The organism is Acinetobacter sp. ANC_7511 (assembly GCF_056779975.1).
Genome location: NZ_JBWYIY010000013.1, coordinates 37,013 through 51,187, shown reverse-complemented (window position 1 = coordinate 51,187; position 14,175 = coordinate 37,013). Strand labels below are relative to the sequence as shown.

Sequence of the window (14,175 nt, the reverse complement as noted above, 5' to 3'; positions counted from 1 at the left end):
ATGGGTCAGAAGGTTCATCCAATCGGTATCCGCCTAGGTGTTGTGAAACGTCATAACGCTAACTGGTATGCGAATCCGAAACAATACGCTGAATACTTGCTTAAAGATCTTCAAGTTCGTGAGTTTTTAAACAAAAAACTTAAGAATGCGATGGTGAGCAATATTCTTATCGAACGTCCAACAGGCGCTGCTAAAGTAACAATTAGCACTGCTCGTCCTGGTATCGTGATCGGTAAAAAAGGCGAAGACATTGAAAAATTACAGCGCGAACTTACCAATATTATGGGTGTTCCAGCGCAAGTAAGCATCAACGAAATTGATCGTCCAGATTTAGACGCTCGTCTAGTTGGTGAAGCAATTGCTTCTCAATTAGAAAAACGTGTAATGTTCCGTCGTGCTATGAAGCGTGCGGTTCAAAACACTATGCGTGCTGGTGCGAAAGGTATCAAAGTTGAAGTTTCTGGTCGTTTAGGCGGTGCAGAGATTGCACGTACTGAATGGTATCGTGAAGGTCGTGTACCTCTACATACTCTTCGTGCTGACATCGACTATTCAGCGGTTCGCGCAGAAACTACTTACGGTACGATCGGCGTTAAAGTTTGGATCTTCCGTGGTGAGATCTTGGGCGGCATGAAACAAGTCATGAACCCAGCTCCAGCTGAAGAACGTCCAGCTAAACGTGGTCGCGGTCGTGGTGAAGGTCAAGAGCGTCGTGGTCGTCGCAATGATCGTTCTGCTGAAAAAGGAGAATAATCCATGTTGCAACCTAAACGTACTAAATTCCGTAAAGTGCAAAAAGGCCGTAACACTGGTCTAGCACATCGCGGTAGCACAGTATCTTTTGGTACTATCGCACTTAAATCAGTTGAACGTGGTCGCATGACTGCGCGTCAAATTGAAGCAGCGCGTCGTACAATCAGCCGTCGTGTAAAACGTGGTGGTAAGATCTTTATCCGTGTATTCCCGGACAAACCAATTACTGAAAAACCATTAGAAGTTCGTATGGGTAAAGGTAAAGGTTCTGTGGAATATTGGGTTTGTGAAATCAAACCAGGTAAGATCCTGTACGAAATGGAAGGTGTGAACGAAGAATTAGCGCGTGAAGCATTTACGCTTGCTGCTGCTAAACTTCCGTTTAAAACCACTATCGTGACTCGGACGGTAATGTAATGAAAACTAAAGATCTACGTGAAAAGTCGGTAGAAGAATTGACAGCTTTGCTTGATGAGCAACAGTTGAACCAATTCCGTCTTCGCATGGCTAAAGCAACTGGTCAATTGGGTAAATCGCACGAAGTGCAATTAACTCGTAAAACTATTGCTCGCATCAAGACCCTCCTTACCGAAAAACAGGGGAACGCACAATGAGTGAGCAAACAGTTCGCACGTTAACAGGCAAAGTAGTAAGCGACAAGATGGACAAGTCTATCGTTGTTCTTATCGAACGCCGCGTTCAACACCCGTTGTATGGCAAATCAATCCGCCGTTCAACAAAATTACACGCTCATGATGAGAACAACACTGCTAAAACTGGCGATGTTGTAACTATCAAAGAAAGCCGCCCAATTTCTAAAACTAAGTCTTGGACTTTAGTTGAAGTTGTTGAAGCAGCTGCTGAGTAAATAACGTTCTTGTTGCATCATCGGTCAATTTCGAGTACTCTTTGAGCCTTTCGAAATTGTGACCGGTGATGCTCGGTTTTGGAGTAGGGCAATGATTCAGACCGAAACTATGCTCGACGTAGCAGACAACAGTGGTGCTCGCCGCGTACAATGTATTAAAGTACTTGGTGGTTCACATCGTCGTTATGCTTCAGTTGGCGACATTATTAAAGTTACTGTAAAAGAAGCAATTCCACGTGGCCGTGTTAAAAAAGGCGACGTAATGAATGCAGTAGTTGTACGTACAAAATTCGGTATCCGTCGTCCAGATGGTTCTGTTATTCGTTTCGATGATAACGCTGCTGTTATTTTGAACAACAACAAAGCTCCGATTGCTACTCGTATTTTCGGACCAGTGACTCGTGAACTTCGTACTGAACAGTTCATGAAAATCATTTCATTGGCTCCTGAAGTTCTATAATAGAGGCAATCATGGCTAAGATTAAAAAAGGCGATCAAGTAATCGTGATCGCAGGTAAAGAAAAAGGCAAACAAGGTACTGTTTTGTCTGTTTCTAATGACCGAGTTAAGGTTGAAGGTCTTAACTTAGTTAAGAAGCATCAAAAGCCTAACCGTGCAACAGGTGCTGAAGGCGCTATCGTTACACAAGAAGCTTTGCTTCATATCTCTAACGTGGCAATTTTTAATGCTACAACCCAAAAGGCTGACCGTGTTGGTTACCAAGTGATTGATGGCGTGAAAACTCGCGTTTACAAATCAAATGGTGAATCAGTGGCGGTAGCGAAGTAATAGGTTGAAATAGGCAATGGCCAGACTTAAAGCGCGTTACAACGACGAACTTAAAGCTCAATTACAAGAACAATTGGGCGTTAAGAATGTGATGGAGATCCCTCGCATCACTAAAATCACGATCAATATGGGTGTTGGTGCAGCAGCTGCTGACAAAAAACTCCTTGATGGTGCTCTTTCTGATATGCAAGCTATCGCTGGTCAAAAACCAGTTCTTACGTTAGCTCGTAAATCTATCGCTGGTTTCAAAATCCGTGATGGTTGGCCGATTGGTTGTAAAGTTACTTTACGCGGCGAACGCATGTACGAATTCTTAGACCGTTTGATCTCTATCGCGATCCCTCGTATCCGTGACTTCCGTGGTTTCTCTGCGAAATCATTTGACGGTCGTGGTAACTACTCTATGGGTCTTAAAGAACAGATCATGTTCCCTGAGATCGATTTTGATAAGATTGACCGTATTCGTGGTATGGATATTACCATCACTACGACTGCTCGCACCGATGACGAAGGCCGTGCGCTTATGCGTGCATTCGGCTTCCCGTTCAAATAAGAGGTCGATATGGCTAAGAAAGGTATGATTAATCGCGAATTGAAACGCGAAGCTACTGTTGCTAAATACGCTGCAAAACGTGCTGAATTAAAAGCTGTTATTGCAAACGTAAATGCAAGCGACGAAGAGCGTTTCGAAGCGATGATGAAGTTACAAGCATTACCACGTAATGCATCTCCAGTACGTCTTCGTAACCGTTGTGGTTTAACTGGTCGTCCTCATGGTTACTTCCGTAAGTTCGGTTTAAGCCGTAACAAATTACGTGACACAGTAATGCAAGGTGATGTACCGGGCGTTGTTAAGGCAAGCTGGTAAGGAGCACTATAAATGAGTATGCAAGATACCGTTGCCGACATGTTAACACGTGTTCGTAACGCACAAATGGCGAAGAAACAAACTGTTTCTATGCCAAACTCAAAGTTAAAAGTTGCGATTGCTAACGTTCTTCAACAAGAAGGTTATATCGCTGACGTAGCTGTTGCGGATGCTGAAGGCAAACCAACACTTACTTTGACTTTAAAATATTTCGAAGGCAAACCAGTTATTGAAACTGTGAAGCGCGTTAGCCGTCCAGGTTTACGTCAATATCGCGGTAAAGATAACCTTCCAAGCGTTAAGCAAGGTTTAGGTATTGCAATTGTTTCTACAAGCAAAGGCATCATGACTGATCGCGCTGCACGTGCTGCAGGTATCGGTGGTGAAGTTATTGCTTTTGTTTCTTAATAGGTGATTCCTCATGTCTCGTGTGGCTAAAGCCCCAGTAACTGTACCTAACGGTGTAACAGTTACTCAGAACGGCCGGCAGGTCGAAGTGAAAGGCAGCAAAGGTACTTTGTCTTTCAACCTGCATGCGCTGGTCGAGCTAAAACAGGAAGACGGTATTCTAGCTGTTGCTCCTAAAGCTGAATCTAAAGATGCTTGGATGCAAGCTGGTACTGCTCGCGCTGTGCTTAACAACCTTGTTAAAGGTGTTAGCGAAGGTTTCGAACGTAAGTTACAACTTATCGGTGTTGGTTATAAAGCTGCGGTTAAAGGGAACACAGTTCACCTTAACCTAGGTTTCTCTCACCCGATCGATTACAACCTTCCTGAAGGTGTAACTGCTGAAACTCCTACAGCTACTGAAATCGTGCTTAAATCTGCTGATAAAGCAGCTTTAGGTCAAGTTGCTGCAGATATCCGTGGTTACCGTCCACCAGAGCCATATAAAGGTAAAGGTGTTCGTTATTCTGATGAAGTTGTACTTCGTAAAGAAGCTAAGAAGAAATAAGGCGCGAGGTTCTTATGAACGAAAAGAAACAAACCCGTTTGCGTCGTGCGAAAAGCACACGCTTGCACATCCGTGCATTGGGTGCGACTCGTTTGTGTGTAAACCGCACTCCGCGTCACATCTATGCTCAAGTAATCTCAGCAGATGGTGGCAAAGTATTAGCGCAAGCTTCTACTTTAGATGCTACGTTACGTAGTGGTACTACAGGTAACGTTGAAGCAGCTACTAAAGTTGGTGCTTTAATCGCTGAACGTGCTAAAGCAGCTGGCGTAACTAAAGTTGCATTTGACCGTTCTGGTTTCAAATATCATGGTCGTATCAAAGCCTTGGCTGATGCTGCTCGTGAAAACGGCTTGGAGTTCTAATCATGGCTAAAGTTGAACAAAACGAAGGTCTTGTTGAAAAGCTGGTTGCCGTTGATCGTGTAGCCAAAGTTGTTAAGGGTGGTCGTATCTTCTCTTTCACAGCATTAACTGTTGTGGGTGATGGTAATGGTCGCGTAGGTTTTGGTCGTGGTAAAGCTCGTGAAGTTCCAGCTGCTATTTCTAAAGCACTTGAAGCTGCTCGTCGCAACATGATTACTGTTGAACTTGTTGATGGTACTGTTCAGCACCCTATCAACGCTCGTCACGGTGCTAGCCGTGTTTACATGCAACCTGCTTCTGAAGGTACTGGTGTAATTGCTGGTGGCGCTATGCGTGCTGTTTTAGAAGCTGTTGGTGTACGTAACGTATTAACTAAATGTTATGGTTCTACTAACGCTGCGAACGTAGTAAACGCGACTTTTAATGGTCTGCGTGATATGACTTCTCCTGAGAAAGTTGCTGCGAAACGTGGTCTTTCAGTAGCACAAATTCAAGGGTAATCAATCATGAAAACGATTAAAGTTACCCAGACTAAATCTGCATCGCATCGCTTGAAAAATCACAAGCTTAGCCTTAAAGGTTTAGGTCTGCGTCGTATTGGTCACACTGTAGAAGTTCAAGATACTCCTTCTAACCGTGGTATGATCAATCAAGTTTACTATATGGTTAGTGTAGAGGAATAAGCCATGACTCTGCGTTTAAATACAATTGCACCTGCAGAAGGTGCTAAGCGTGAAAACCTTCGTTTAGGCCGTGGTATTGGTTCTGGCGTTGGTAAGACTGGTGGCCGTGGTGTCAAAGGTCAAAACTCACGTAAGAGCGGTGGTACTCGTCCAGGTTTCGAGGGTGGTCAAACTGCGTTATATCGTCGTCTACCTAAGTTCGGTTTCACTAGCCAATTGGCTTTGAAAACTGCTGAAGTACGTTTGTCTGAACTTAACAAAGTTGAAGGCGATATCGTTACTCTTGAAACTTTAAAAGCAGCGAACGTTGTACGTAAAGATATGATTCGTGCTCGTATCGTTCTTTCTGGTGAAATCACTCGTGCATTCACTGTTCAAGGTGTTGCATTGACTAAAGGCGCTAAAGCTGCTGTTGAAGCTGCTGGCGGTAAAGTCGAGGAGTAATCGCGAGTGTCTATGTCTCCTAGTTCTACAGGTCATGTTCACATGATGAAAGGTCAACCATTTCACGTGAAATATCGTGAAATTATTCGCCGATTAATGTTTTTAATTGGTGCTTTGGTGGTCTTTCGACTAGGAGCGCATATTCCGCTGCCAGGTATTGATAATGTCGCTTTAGAACGTTTCTTTAATGCAAACCAGGGTACTTTCCTTGGTTTGTTTAATATGTTCTCAGGCGGGGCATTGGAACGAATGTCCATTCTTGCGTTGGGGATCATGCCGTATATTTCTGCATCGATTATCGTGCAGTTAATGTCAACGGTTGTTCCTTCGCTGGAAGCATTGAAAAAAGAAGGCGAGCAGGGCAAGCGTAAGATTAACCAATATACGCGTTACGGCACATTATTCCTTGCAATTGTACAAGGTATTGGTATGTGTGCGGGTCTGATCAGTCAAGGGATTACCTTTACTTCAGGTTTAGCATTCTATATTCCTGCATTAACGTCGTTAGTTGCAGGTACCATGTTCTTAATGTGGTTGGGAGAGCAAATTACCGAACGTGGTGTTGGTAATGGGATCTCTATGATCATCTTTGCAGGTATTGTTGCTGGTTTACCAAGTATGGTTGTGCAATCATTTACCCTAGTGGAAAATGGTCAATCAAGCTTAATTGGTATTGCTATATTTGGCTTATTGTCTTTAGCTGTTTTAGCTGCGATTGTGTTTATTGAAAAAGCACAACGTCGTATACCTGTTAACTATGCTCAAAAGCAGCAAGGTCGCCGAGTATTTACTGCACAGCAGACTCACTTACCATTAAAAATCAACATGGCAGGTGTTATTCCAGCAATTTTCGCAAGTTCGTTATTGCTGTTTCCTGCAAGTTTAGGTCAATGGTTAGGTAGTTCTGATCCTAATGCAGGGATCGTTAAGCGTACACTACAAGATTTGGCATTAGTTTTATCGCCTGGACAACCATTATATTTGGTGCTATTCGGTGCGCTTATTATTTTCTTCTGTTATTTTTATACGGCACTAGTTTTCAGTCCTAAAGAAGTATCAGAAAACTTAAAGCGTAGTGGAGCTTATGTACCTGGTATCCGCCCAGGTGAGCAAACTGCTCGTTATTTAGATCATATTCTTAGTCGTTTAACATTTATCGGTTCGATTTATATCACTGTTGTATGTTTAATGCCGATGGTACTTCAAAGTTCTTTTGGTATTCCATTCCATTTGGGTGGTACATCGCTGTTGATCGTGGTTGTTGTAGTTATGGACTTTATGGCTCAGCTACAGGCACACCTCACATCGCGCCAATATGATAATCAAACACTAATGAGTAAAACGACTGCTCATCCTAAGGGATAAGCGCACTTAGAGGTTTCATCATGAAAGTTCAAGCTTCTGTAAAGAAAATTTGTGGTAGCTGTAAAGTTATCCGTCGTAATGGGGTAATCCGCGTGATTTGTAGCGCTGAACCTCGTCATAAGCAGCGTCAAGGTTAATCTGATCAAGACCTGTTGATTTCAGTAGGCTAATTAGGTTATTATCCGCCCCTCAAAGATTTTGTGGGGCGGTTGATTATCTCTACCGCCTTTTTGGAGAAAGTGAATGGCTCGTATTGCCGGTGTAAACATTCCGGATAACAAGCATGCTGTTATCTCTCTTACGTATATCTTTGGTATTGGTCGCCATACTGCTAAGCAAATCTTAGCTGCAACTGGTATTGCACCAACTACTAAGATCCGTGAATTAGATGACGCTCAGCTTGATGCGATTCGTGCAGAAGTTGCTAAGGTTCCGACCGAAGGTGACTTACGTCGCGAAATTTCCATGAACATTAAACGTTTAATGGATTTAGGCTGCTACCGCGGTCTTCGTCATCGTCGCAGCTTGCCTGTCCGCGGACAACGCACCAAAACTAACGCACGTACCCGTAAAGGTCCGCGCAAACCTATTAAGAAATAAGATTTCTGGAAGCTAAAAGATGGCTAAAGATACTCGCACACGCAAGAAGGTCACTCGTACCGTCTCTGAAGGTGTTGCACACATTCACGCTTCTTTTAATAACACCATTGTGACTATTACCGATCGTCAAGGTAATGCACTGGCTTGGGCCACTTCAGGTGGACAAGGCTTCCGTGGATCACGTAAATCAACTCCGTTTGCTGCTCAGGTAGCTGCTGAAGTTGCTGGTAAAGCTGCTTTAGATTACGGTTTGAAAAACTTGGACGTCCTTGTTAAAGGTCCTGGTCCAGGTCGTGAATCTGCGGTTCGTGCTTTAGGTGCAGTGGGTTATAAAATTAATAGCATTACCGATGTGACTCCAATTCCTCACAACGGTTGCCGTCCACCTAAAAAACGTCGCGTGTAAGGAGAAACATTCATGGCTCGTTATATTGGTCCAAAATGCAAACTCTCTCGCCGCGAAGGGACAGACCTGCAACTTAAATCAGGCGTTAAACCGTTTGATGTTAAGACAAAAAAACATGCTAAAGCTCCTGGCCAACATGGTGGAGCTCGTGGTGGTAAACAATCAGAGTACTCACTACAATTACGTGAAAAACAAAAAGTACGTCGTATGTACGGTGTTTTAGAACGTCAATTTAGTAACTACTATAAAGAAGCTGCTCGTGTTAAAGGCGCAACAGGTGAAAACTTGTTGAAATTGCTTGAAAGCCGTTTAGATAACGTTGTTTATCGTATGGGCTTTGGTTCTACACGTGCAGAAGCTCGTCAGCTTGTATCTCACCGTTCAATCACTTTAAATGGTCGTCGTGTTAACATCGCGTCAATCCAAGTTAAAGCTGGTGACGTGATTGCAGTACACGAAGGCGCTAAACAACAATTACGTATTAAAAACGCAATTGAATTGGCTGCTCAACGTGGAACTCCTTCTTGGATGGAAGTTGACCATTCTAAATTAGAAGGTACATTCAAATCTGCACCTGATCGTTCTGATTTACCTGCTGAAATCAACGAAAGCTTGATTGTTGAATTGTATTCTAAATAATCCTTGAGGTAGCAATAATGACGCGTACTGCAAACGAGTTTCTAACTCCGCAAGCGATCAAGGTCGAAGCGGCAAGCGGGACCTCGGCAAAAGTGATTCTAGAACCTTTAGAGCGTGGCTTTGGTCATACTCTAGGTAATGCTTTACGTCGCATTCTTTTATCATCTTTACCTGGCGCTGCTGTGGTTGAAGTTGAGATTGAAGGCGTCGAGCACGAGTACAGTACTTTAGAAGGCTTGCAGCAGGACATCGTCGAGCTCTTGCTGAACCTTAAAGGATTGTCTATTAAGCTGTTCGATCAAAATGAAGCATATTTGACATTAGAGAAACAAGGACCTGGCGATGTAACTGCCGCTGATCTTCGTTTACCTCACAATGTCGAAGTGGTTAACCCTGAACATTTGATCGGCACGTTAAGTGCTTCAGGCTCATTGAAAATGCGCTTGAAAGTTGTTCAAGGTCGTGGTTATGAGACTTCTGATTCTCGCTTCCCAGAAGGTGAAACTCGCCCAGTGGGACGTTTACAATTAGATGCGTCTTATAGCCCGATTAAACGTGTTTCTTACACAGTTGAAAATGCTCGTGTAGAACAACGTACAGACCTTGACAAGTTGGTCATTGATCTTGAAACAAACGGGACTGTTGATCCTGAAGAAGCGATCCGTAAAGCGGCAACAATCTTGCAACAACAAATTGCAATCTTTGTTGATCTTCAGAAAGATCAAGCTCCAGTTGCTCAAGAACCTCGTGAAGAAGTTGACCCAATCTTGCTTCGTCCAGTAGATGATCTAGAGCTTACTGTTCGTTCTGCTAACTGTTTGAAAGCAGAAAATATTTACTACATTGGTGATCTTGTTCAACGTACTGAGGTTGAGTTGTTAAAAACTCCTAACTTAGGTAAAAAATCGTTGACTGAGATCAAAGATGTTCTGGCTTCAAAAGGCTTACAACTCGGCATGCGTTTAGAAAACTGGCCACCAGCTAGTTTACGTATGGACGATCGTTTTGCCTATCGTAGTCGTTAATTAAGTAGGACTATCACCATGCGTCATCGTAATAGTGGTGTGAAATTAGGCCGTACAAGCAGTCATCGTAAAGCGATGTTCCAAAACATGGCTAATTCTTTGTTTGAACACGAGTTGATCAAAACAACTGTGCCTAAAGCAAAAGAGTTACGTCGTGTAGCTGAGCCTTTAATCACTTTAGCTAAAGTCGATACAGTAGCAAACCGTCGTTTAGCGTTTGCTCGTACTCGTTCAGCAGCAACTGTTGGTAAATTATTTACCGTTCTTGGCCCTCGTTACAAAGAACGTAACGGCGGTTATCTACGTGTTCTTAAAGCGGGCTTCCGTGCAGGTGATGCTGCACCGATGGCTTACGTTGAGCTAGTAGATCGCGAAGTTAAATAATTTCGTGTAGAACATCGCAAGTTGTTCAAAAAAGGTCGGTTGAATAAACCGGCCTTTTTTTGTCTAACAATTGGCATTACTTGACCTCAATTGATATGTTTTTTGCAACTTTTAGTCAAACTTGACATTGTGTATTGTCAAAAATATGTTTTAATAAAAATGTTCTTATAAAAAGGTTAATAAAAGAAATGGATAAGCAAGTCGATATTCTTATTGTTGGTGCTGGTATCTCTGGAATTGGAATTGCAGCACATTTAATTAAAAATAATCCGAACCGTAAATTTGAAATACTCGAACGTCGTAAAAGTTTCGGTGGAACTTGGGATTTGTTTAAATACCCAGGTATTCGCTCCGACTCAGATATGTCTACTTTTGGCTACAATTTTAAGCCGTGGCGTAAAGCGAATGTGCTTGCAGATGGCGCTTCGATTAAAGGTTACTTGGGCGAAGTTGTTAGTGAGTACAATATTAAAGAAAAAATTCATTTTGAACATCGTGTACTTTCAGCGAATTACGATACTTCAATTAAAAAATGGATTGTAGAAATCCAAGATCAAAATGAAAAGAAACAAACTTGGCAAGCTAATTTCGTCTTAGGATGTACAGGCTATTATAACTACGATCAAGGTTTCCAACCTGATTTTCCAAATCAAGATAAATTTAAAGGTCAATTGATTCATCCACAATTTTGGCCTGAAAATTTAGATTATACCGGTAAGAAAGTAGTTATCATTGGTAGTGGAGCAACTGCAATCACTTTAGTACCAGCAATGGCAAAAGGTGGGGCTGGGCATGTAACAATGTTACAACGTTCACCAACGTATATTGCTTCAATTCCTTCGATTGATTTTGTTTATGACAAAACACGTAAATTTATGACAGAGGACATGGCATATAAGTTCACGCGTGCTCGTAATATCGGAATGCAACGTGCGATTTTTGCTTTGTCAAAAAAACAACCTCAATTGGTTCGCAAGTTACTTCTTAAATCTATTGAAATGCAGTTGAAAGGTAAAGTGGATATGAAGCACTTTACCCCAAGTTACAATCCTTGGGATCAACGTTTATGTGTAGTGCCAGACGGTGATTTATTCAAAATTTTACGTAGTGGTAAAGCAAGTGTTGAAACAGATCATATTGAATCCTTCACTGAAAATGGTATTCAATTAAAATCTGGTAAACACTTAGATGCAGATATCATTGTTTCTGCAACTGGTCTAGAAATTCAAATTATGGGCGGTATCAAAGCGACTGTTGATGGTCAGCCGATCAACACTAGCGAACATATGCTTTATAATGGTGTGATGGTAAGTGATGTACCAAATATGGCGATGGTTATTGGTTATGTGAACGCGTCATGGACCTTAAAAGTAGATGTCGTTGCTGATTATATTTGCCGTTTATTCAAATATATGGATCAGAACGGTTATGATGAAGTTGTCGCACCAACTGACCATTCTGCAATGCTCGATGAAACAGTTATGGGTGAAATGTCATCAGGTTATATCGCGCGAGCGGCTGATCAACTTCCAAAACAAGGTACTAAGGCACCTTGGATGGCAACGCATAACTATTTAGCTGATCGTAAAGATCTCAAAAATGCGACTTTTAACGATGGTATTTTAAAATTTTCGAAGGCTCCCGCACAGTCTGTAAAAAAGCCTAAATTAGTATCTTAATGAATAGCTATTAAAATAAAAAAGGAAGCGAAAGCTTCCTTTTTCTATTTATAAAGAACGTGATATGAGTTCTTTCATGATTTCATTGGTGCCTGCATATATACGATTTGCACGGTTATCAATATATGCGCGTGCAATAGGGTATTCAAGCATGAAGCCATAGCCACCATGTAACTGCAAGCATTCATCGACGACTTTAGAGAACATATCAGAAATTTTATATTTTGCAGCTGCGGCCGCATCTACACCTAACGTACCCTCAAGTTGTAATTCCATACAACGATCTAAATAAGAACGACAGAAGTCTATTTCAGTTCGAAGTTCTGCTAGCTTAAAACGTGTATTTTGAAATGCACCAATTGGCTTGCCAAATGCTTTACGATCTTTTGTATATTGTACTGTGTGCGCAAAGGCAGCTTCTGCACCTGCTTGGCAGATAATCGCAACAAGCATACGTTCCCATGCGAGTTCTTTCATAAGCATGATGAAGCCCATGCCTTCCATACCAATTAAATTTTCCTTTGGTACACGAACATTATCAAAGAACAATTCGCAAGTATCTTGTCCTTTCATACCAATTTTATTGAGTGGTTTACCTTTGGTGAATCCTGCTCGATCAGCTTCGACAATGATAAGCGATAAGTTGGCTGAACCTTTATCACTATTACCTGTCTTGCACACAACAATCGCCATGTCACATAGATAACCATTGGTAATAAAAATTTTAGAACCATTGATGACATATTCATCGCCATCTAAAACTGCAGAAGTTCGTACAGCTTGTAAGTCTGAACCTGTACCAGGCTCCGTCATCGCAATGGCAGTGACAACTTCGCCAGAAGCCATTTTAGGGAGCCATTTTTTCTTCTGCTCTTCGTTGGCAAAATTATTCAGGTAGTTCGCAACAATATCCGAATGCAATGAAAAACCAGTTGATGAATCCATTGCATAAGCTTGTTCTTCAATGAGGATCATACTGTAGAGTCGATCTACACCATATCCACCATATTCTTCAGGCATTGTGGTGCACAATAGACCCATTTCACCCGCTTTATTCCATAAGTCACGATCTACATGTTGTTGTTCTTCGTATTTGGCAATATTTGGAACGACTTCTTTTTCATAGAATTTTCGGACAGTATCACGAAAGGCTTCATGTTCTGCATTGAATAATTTTCGAGGCAACATATTAGGAATTGGTCGAATTGCGCCTGATTGCATATTTATATTTCCATAAGTGTTATTAGATTAGCCACAACATAAGAGAGCCTGAACATTGGTGCAATGTGTTGAATGCTCAAAACACAAGAAATGCTGATGAATTTGGTCAATTGATATTTTTAAAACACAAAGCTCATGGCTTCAGTTAAAATGGAATGAACACAGATTAGGGGATAAAAATGTACGATGAATTAACGCTTGAAGAGCGTAAAGTTATCTATCGCGCACGTCGTGGGTTAAAAGAAATTGACGTGTATTTTGATCCTTATGTAAAGCAATACTATTTGCAAGCTGAACCTGAAGAGAAAGCAATGTTTGCTGAATTGGTTGAGCAAGAAGATCCTGATTTATTGGATTGGTTTATGGAGGTTTCTGAACCACCTCGACCTGAATTGCGCCAATTTATTCAAAAATTAAAAGATTATGTCCATAATCCATGAGCGTTATTCACTGAAACACAGCCTTTATTCAGCTGTGTTTCACGCTTTCTTTATGTTCATCATGAGTATTACTTTATTAATCAGTATTGAGCTCATTTATGCTTTAAGCAGTATTATATTTATACTGATTATCTGGTGGAGTTTTAGAAAAAAACCACAATTAAGTGAATTACAAAAACTAGACAAAGATTTATGGTCGATTCAAATGACTTCAAATCCAAAAATATACCAAGCAAAACTGACTCGAGTTTTTCATTTTCATTACTTGGTGGTACTCAGTTTTAACGAAAAGAAATTAGATTCTTTGGTGATTTGGAGAGATCAAATAGATGAAAAACAATGGAAAAGCTTGATTACTCATGCAAATTTTGGCTAATTGTTAGACAAAAAGTGCTTTATTTTAAAATTTAAAACATAATAAAAAACAATTATTTAAAAACGTATAGTATGAACAAAAAATGAATTGTTTGACGAAAATGAAAGAAAATCAAATTGTTAGACAAAAATACGATGAAATCTAAATTTCTAAAGTACATTAAATATACCAACAGCTAATGAGGAATTTCAAAATGAGCGAAATTCATATGTGGTTGTTTCTAGTGGTTGCTGCTGTTATGGCAATTATAATTGGAAGACTAGGAACTGTGCTGAAGGAACGAATTGAACACCACAACAACGAACAAAATAAACT

At 41.2% G+C, this 14,175-nt stretch carries 24 protein-coding genes and 1 pseudogene; 24 read left to right on the top strand and 1 reads right to left on the bottom strand.

The window, feature by feature from the left end; genetic code table 11:
* From rpsC to AC1M9L_RS10115, 22 genes and pseudogenes are all read left to right on the top strand, one after another.
* Positions 1–817, top strand: a pseudogene (gene rpsC, locus AC1M9L_RS10220) (30S ribosomal protein S3).
* Positions 757–1,170: a 50S ribosomal protein L16 gene (gene rplP, locus AC1M9L_RS10215; protein ID WP_035265110.1), complete on the top strand. Its 414-nt coding sequence runs from the start codon at positions 757–759 to the stop codon at positions 1,168–1,170. The pseudogene rpsC and the gene rplP overlap by 61 nt, the downstream one beginning before the upstream one ends.
* On the top strand, positions 1,170–1,367 hold the full coding sequence (gene rpmC, locus AC1M9L_RS10210) for a 50S ribosomal protein L29 (protein ID WP_035265113.1): 198 nt from the start codon (positions 1,170–1,172) through the stop codon (positions 1,365–1,367). The genes rplP and rpmC overlap by 1 nt, the downstream gene beginning before the upstream one ends.
* Positions 1,364–1,621, top strand: a complete 258-nt coding sequence (gene rpsQ / locus AC1M9L_RS10205) for a 30S ribosomal protein S17 (protein ID WP_004691314.1) — start codon at positions 1,364–1,366, stop codon at positions 1,619–1,621. The genes rpmC and rpsQ overlap by 4 nt, the downstream gene beginning before the upstream one ends.
* Positions 1,622–1,712: 91 nt before the next feature.
* On the top strand, positions 1,713–2,081 hold the full coding sequence (rplN, locus tag AC1M9L_RS10200; protein WP_035265119.1) for a 50S ribosomal protein L14: 369 nt from the start codon (positions 1,713–1,715) through the stop codon (positions 2,079–2,081).
* An 11-nt stretch (positions 2,082–2,092) separates the two neighbouring features.
* Positions 2,093–2,410 carry a 50S ribosomal protein L24 gene (gene rplX, locus AC1M9L_RS10195; protein WP_035265122.1) on the top strand — a complete coding sequence of 106 codons (318 nt, stop codon included), beginning with the start codon at positions 2,093–2,095 and terminating at the stop codon, positions 2,408–2,410.
* A gap of 16 nt (positions 2,411–2,426) precedes the next feature.
* A complete protein-coding gene (gene rplE / locus AC1M9L_RS10190; protein WP_004809796.1) occupies positions 2,427–2,963 on the top strand; it encodes a 50S ribosomal protein L5 in 537 nt (178 codons plus the stop codon).
* Positions 2,964–2,972: 9 nt separating this feature from the next.
* Positions 2,973–3,278, top strand: coding sequence for a 30S ribosomal protein S14 (gene rpsN / locus AC1M9L_RS10185; RefSeq protein WP_067731180.1), 306 nt, complete (start codon positions 2,973–2,975; stop codon positions 3,276–3,278).
* 12 nt (positions 3,279–3,290) lie between these two features.
* Positions 3,291–3,686, top strand: coding sequence for a 30S ribosomal protein S8 (gene rpsH / locus AC1M9L_RS10180; protein WP_035265132.1), 396 nt, complete (start codon positions 3,291–3,293; stop codon positions 3,684–3,686).
* A gap of 13 nt (positions 3,687–3,699) precedes the next feature.
* A complete protein-coding gene (gene rplF, locus AC1M9L_RS10175) occupies positions 3,700–4,233 on the top strand; it encodes a 50S ribosomal protein L6 (protein WP_035265135.1) in 534 nt (177 codons plus the stop codon).
* 14 nt (positions 4,234–4,247) lie between these two features.
* Positions 4,248–4,598, top strand: coding sequence for a 50S ribosomal protein L18 (gene rplR / locus AC1M9L_RS10170; protein ID WP_035265138.1), 351 nt, complete (start codon positions 4,248–4,250; stop codon positions 4,596–4,598).
* Positions 4,599–4,600: 2 nt separating this feature from the next.
* Positions 4,601–5,098: a 30S ribosomal protein S5 gene (gene rpsE, locus AC1M9L_RS10165; RefSeq protein ID WP_035265141.1), complete on the top strand. Its 498-nt coding sequence runs from the start codon at positions 4,601–4,603 to the stop codon at positions 5,096–5,098.
* Between the two features lie 6 nt (positions 5,099–5,104).
* Positions 5,105–5,281, top strand: coding sequence for a 50S ribosomal protein L30 (gene rpmD / locus AC1M9L_RS10160; RefSeq protein ID WP_004786899.1), 177 nt, complete (start codon positions 5,105–5,107; stop codon positions 5,279–5,281).
* A gap of 3 nt (positions 5,282–5,284) precedes the next feature.
* Positions 5,285–5,725 carry a 50S ribosomal protein L15 gene (gene rplO / locus AC1M9L_RS10155; RefSeq protein WP_035265144.1) on the top strand — a complete coding sequence of 147 codons (441 nt, stop codon included), beginning with the start codon at positions 5,285–5,287 and terminating at the stop codon, positions 5,723–5,725.
* Positions 5,726–5,770: 45 nt separating this feature from the next.
* On the top strand, positions 5,771–7,090 hold the full coding sequence (gene secY, locus AC1M9L_RS10150; RefSeq protein WP_171076742.1) for a preprotein translocase subunit SecY: 1,320 nt from the start codon (positions 5,771–5,773) through the stop codon (positions 7,088–7,090).
* Positions 7,091–7,110: 20 nt separating this feature from the next.
* A complete protein-coding gene (gene rpmJ / locus AC1M9L_RS10145; protein WP_000867907.1) occupies positions 7,111–7,227 on the top strand; it encodes a 50S ribosomal protein L36 in 117 nt (38 codons plus the stop codon).
* Positions 7,228–7,333: 106 nt separating this feature from the next.
* Complete coding sequence (gene rpsM / locus AC1M9L_RS10140; RefSeq protein ID WP_035265156.1) at positions 7,334–7,690, top strand: 30S ribosomal protein S13; 357 nt, start codon at positions 7,334–7,336, stop codon at positions 7,688–7,690.
* A gap of 19 nt (positions 7,691–7,709) precedes the next feature.
* The gene (gene rpsK, locus AC1M9L_RS10135) at positions 7,710–8,096 is read left to right on the top strand and encodes a 30S ribosomal protein S11 (RefSeq protein ID WP_001040166.1); all 387 of its coding nucleotides are present in this window, start codon (positions 7,710–7,712) and stop codon (positions 8,094–8,096) included.
* A gap of 12 nt (positions 8,097–8,108) precedes the next feature.
* Positions 8,109–8,735, top strand: a complete 627-nt coding sequence (gene rpsD / locus AC1M9L_RS10130; protein ID WP_035265160.1) for a 30S ribosomal protein S4 — start codon at positions 8,109–8,111, stop codon at positions 8,733–8,735.
* A 17-nt stretch (positions 8,736–8,752) separates the two neighbouring features.
* Positions 8,753–9,760, top strand: a complete 1,008-nt coding sequence (locus tag AC1M9L_RS10125) for a DNA-directed RNA polymerase subunit alpha (RefSeq protein WP_035265161.1) — start codon at positions 8,753–8,755, stop codon at positions 9,758–9,760.
* Between the two features lie 18 nt (positions 9,761–9,778).
* The gene (gene rplQ / locus AC1M9L_RS10120; RefSeq protein WP_034587447.1) at positions 9,779–10,144 is read left to right on the top strand and encodes a 50S ribosomal protein L17; all 366 of its coding nucleotides are present in this window, start codon (positions 9,779–9,781) and stop codon (positions 10,142–10,144) included.
* A gap of 188 nt (positions 10,145–10,332) precedes the next feature.
* Complete coding sequence (locus AC1M9L_RS10115; protein ID WP_481592039.1) at positions 10,333–11,823, top strand: flavin-containing monooxygenase; 1,491 nt, start codon at positions 10,333–10,335, stop codon at positions 11,821–11,823.
* 48 nt (positions 11,824–11,871) lie between these two features.
* On the opposite strand, the gene AC1M9L_RS10110 is transcribed toward AC1M9L_RS10115, so the two are convergent.
* Positions 11,872–13,044, bottom strand: coding sequence for an acyl-CoA dehydrogenase family protein (locus tag AC1M9L_RS10110; RefSeq protein WP_035265167.1), 1,173 nt, complete (start codon positions 13,042–13,044; stop codon positions 11,872–11,874).
* A gap of 179 nt (positions 13,045–13,223) precedes the next feature.
* On the opposite strand from AC1M9L_RS10110, the gene AC1M9L_RS10105 reads away from it, so the two are divergent.
* Together AC1M9L_RS10105 and AC1M9L_RS10100 are read left to right on the top strand one after the other, a co-directional pair.
* Positions 13,224–13,484: an FAD assembly factor SdhE gene (locus tag AC1M9L_RS10105; protein ID WP_035265169.1), complete on the top strand. Its 261-nt coding sequence runs from the start codon at positions 13,224–13,226 to the stop codon at positions 13,482–13,484.
* Positions 13,485–13,545: 61 nt separating this feature from the next.
* Positions 13,546–13,860, top strand: coding sequence for a hypothetical protein (locus tag AC1M9L_RS10100; RefSeq protein ID WP_481592038.1), 315 nt, complete (start codon positions 13,546–13,548; stop codon positions 13,858–13,860).
* Positions 13,861–14,175: the final 315 nt, after the last annotated feature.

What these genes read in the sequence shown, in the direction of transcription:
- rplE (WP_004809796.1), top strand. Translation starts at nt 2,427, where the DNA reads ATGGCCAGACTTAAAGCGCGTTACAACGACGAACTTAAAGCTCAATTA.
- rplF (WP_035265135.1), top strand. Translation starts at nt 3,700, where the DNA reads ATGTCTCGTGTGGCTAAAGCCCCAGTAACTGTACCTAACGGTGTAACA.
- rplP (WP_035265110.1), top strand. Translation starts at nt 757, where the DNA reads ATGTTGCAACCTAAACGTACTAAATTCCGTAAAGTGCAAAAAGGCCGT.
- rpsE (WP_035265141.1), top strand. Translation starts at nt 4,601, where the DNA reads ATGGCTAAAGTTGAACAAAACGAAGGTCTTGTTGAAAAGCTGGTTGCC.
- rpmC (WP_035265113.1), top strand. Translation starts at nt 1,170, where the DNA reads ATGAAAACTAAAGATCTACGTGAAAAGTCGGTAGAAGAATTGACAGCT.
- rplX (WP_035265122.1), top strand. Translation starts at nt 2,093, where the DNA reads ATGGCTAAGATTAAAAAAGGCGATCAAGTAATCGTGATCGCAGGTAAA.
- AC1M9L_RS10115 (WP_481592039.1), top strand. Translation starts at nt 10,333, where the DNA reads ATGGATAAGCAAGTCGATATTCTTATTGTTGGTGCTGGTATCTCTGGA.
- rplR (WP_035265138.1), top strand. Translation starts at nt 4,248, where the DNA reads ATGAACGAAAAGAAACAAACCCGTTTGCGTCGTGCGAAAAGCACACGC.
- rplO (WP_035265144.1), top strand. Translation starts at nt 5,285, where the DNA reads ATGACTCTGCGTTTAAATACAATTGCACCTGCAGAAGGTGCTAAGCGT.
- AC1M9L_RS10110 (WP_035265167.1), bottom strand. Translation starts at nt 13,044, where the DNA reads ATGCAATCAGGCGCAATTCGACCAATTCCTAATATGTTGCCTCGAAAA.
- rpmJ (WP_000867907.1), top strand. Translation starts at nt 7,111, where the DNA reads ATGAAAGTTCAAGCTTCTGTAAAGAAAATTTGTGGTAGCTGTAAAGTT.
- rpsH (WP_035265132.1), top strand. Translation starts at nt 3,291, where the DNA reads ATGAGTATGCAAGATACCGTTGCCGACATGTTAACACGTGTTCGTAAC.
- rpsK (WP_001040166.1), top strand. Translation starts at nt 7,710, where the DNA reads ATGGCTAAAGATACTCGCACACGCAAGAAGGTCACTCGTACCGTCTCT.
- rpsN (WP_067731180.1), top strand. Translation starts at nt 2,973, where the DNA reads ATGGCTAAGAAAGGTATGATTAATCGCGAATTGAAACGCGAAGCTACT.
- AC1M9L_RS10105 (WP_035265169.1), top strand. Translation starts at nt 13,224, where the DNA reads ATGTACGATGAATTAACGCTTGAAGAGCGTAAAGTTATCTATCGCGCA.
- rpmD (WP_004786899.1), top strand. Translation starts at nt 5,105, where the DNA reads ATGAAAACGATTAAAGTTACCCAGACTAAATCTGCATCGCATCGCTTG.
- rpsM (WP_035265156.1), top strand. Translation starts at nt 7,334, where the DNA reads ATGGCTCGTATTGCCGGTGTAAACATTCCGGATAACAAGCATGCTGTT.
- secY (WP_171076742.1), top strand. Translation starts at nt 5,771, where the DNA reads ATGAAAGGTCAACCATTTCACGTGAAATATCGTGAAATTATTCGCCGA.
- rplQ (WP_034587447.1), top strand. Translation starts at nt 9,779, where the DNA reads ATGCGTCATCGTAATAGTGGTGTGAAATTAGGCCGTACAAGCAGTCAT.
- AC1M9L_RS10125 (WP_035265161.1), top strand. Translation starts at nt 8,753, where the DNA reads ATGACGCGTACTGCAAACGAGTTTCTAACTCCGCAAGCGATCAAGGTC.
- rplN (WP_035265119.1), top strand. Translation starts at nt 1,713, where the DNA reads ATGATTCAGACCGAAACTATGCTCGACGTAGCAGACAACAGTGGTGCT.
- AC1M9L_RS10100 (WP_481592038.1), top strand. Translation starts at nt 13,546, where the DNA reads ATGAGTATTACTTTATTAATCAGTATTGAGCTCATTTATGCTTTAAGC.
- rpsQ (WP_004691314.1), top strand. Translation starts at nt 1,364, where the DNA reads ATGAGTGAGCAAACAGTTCGCACGTTAACAGGCAAAGTAGTAAGCGAC.
- rpsD (WP_035265160.1), top strand. Translation starts at nt 8,109, where the DNA reads ATGGCTCGTTATATTGGTCCAAAATGCAAACTCTCTCGCCGCGAAGGG.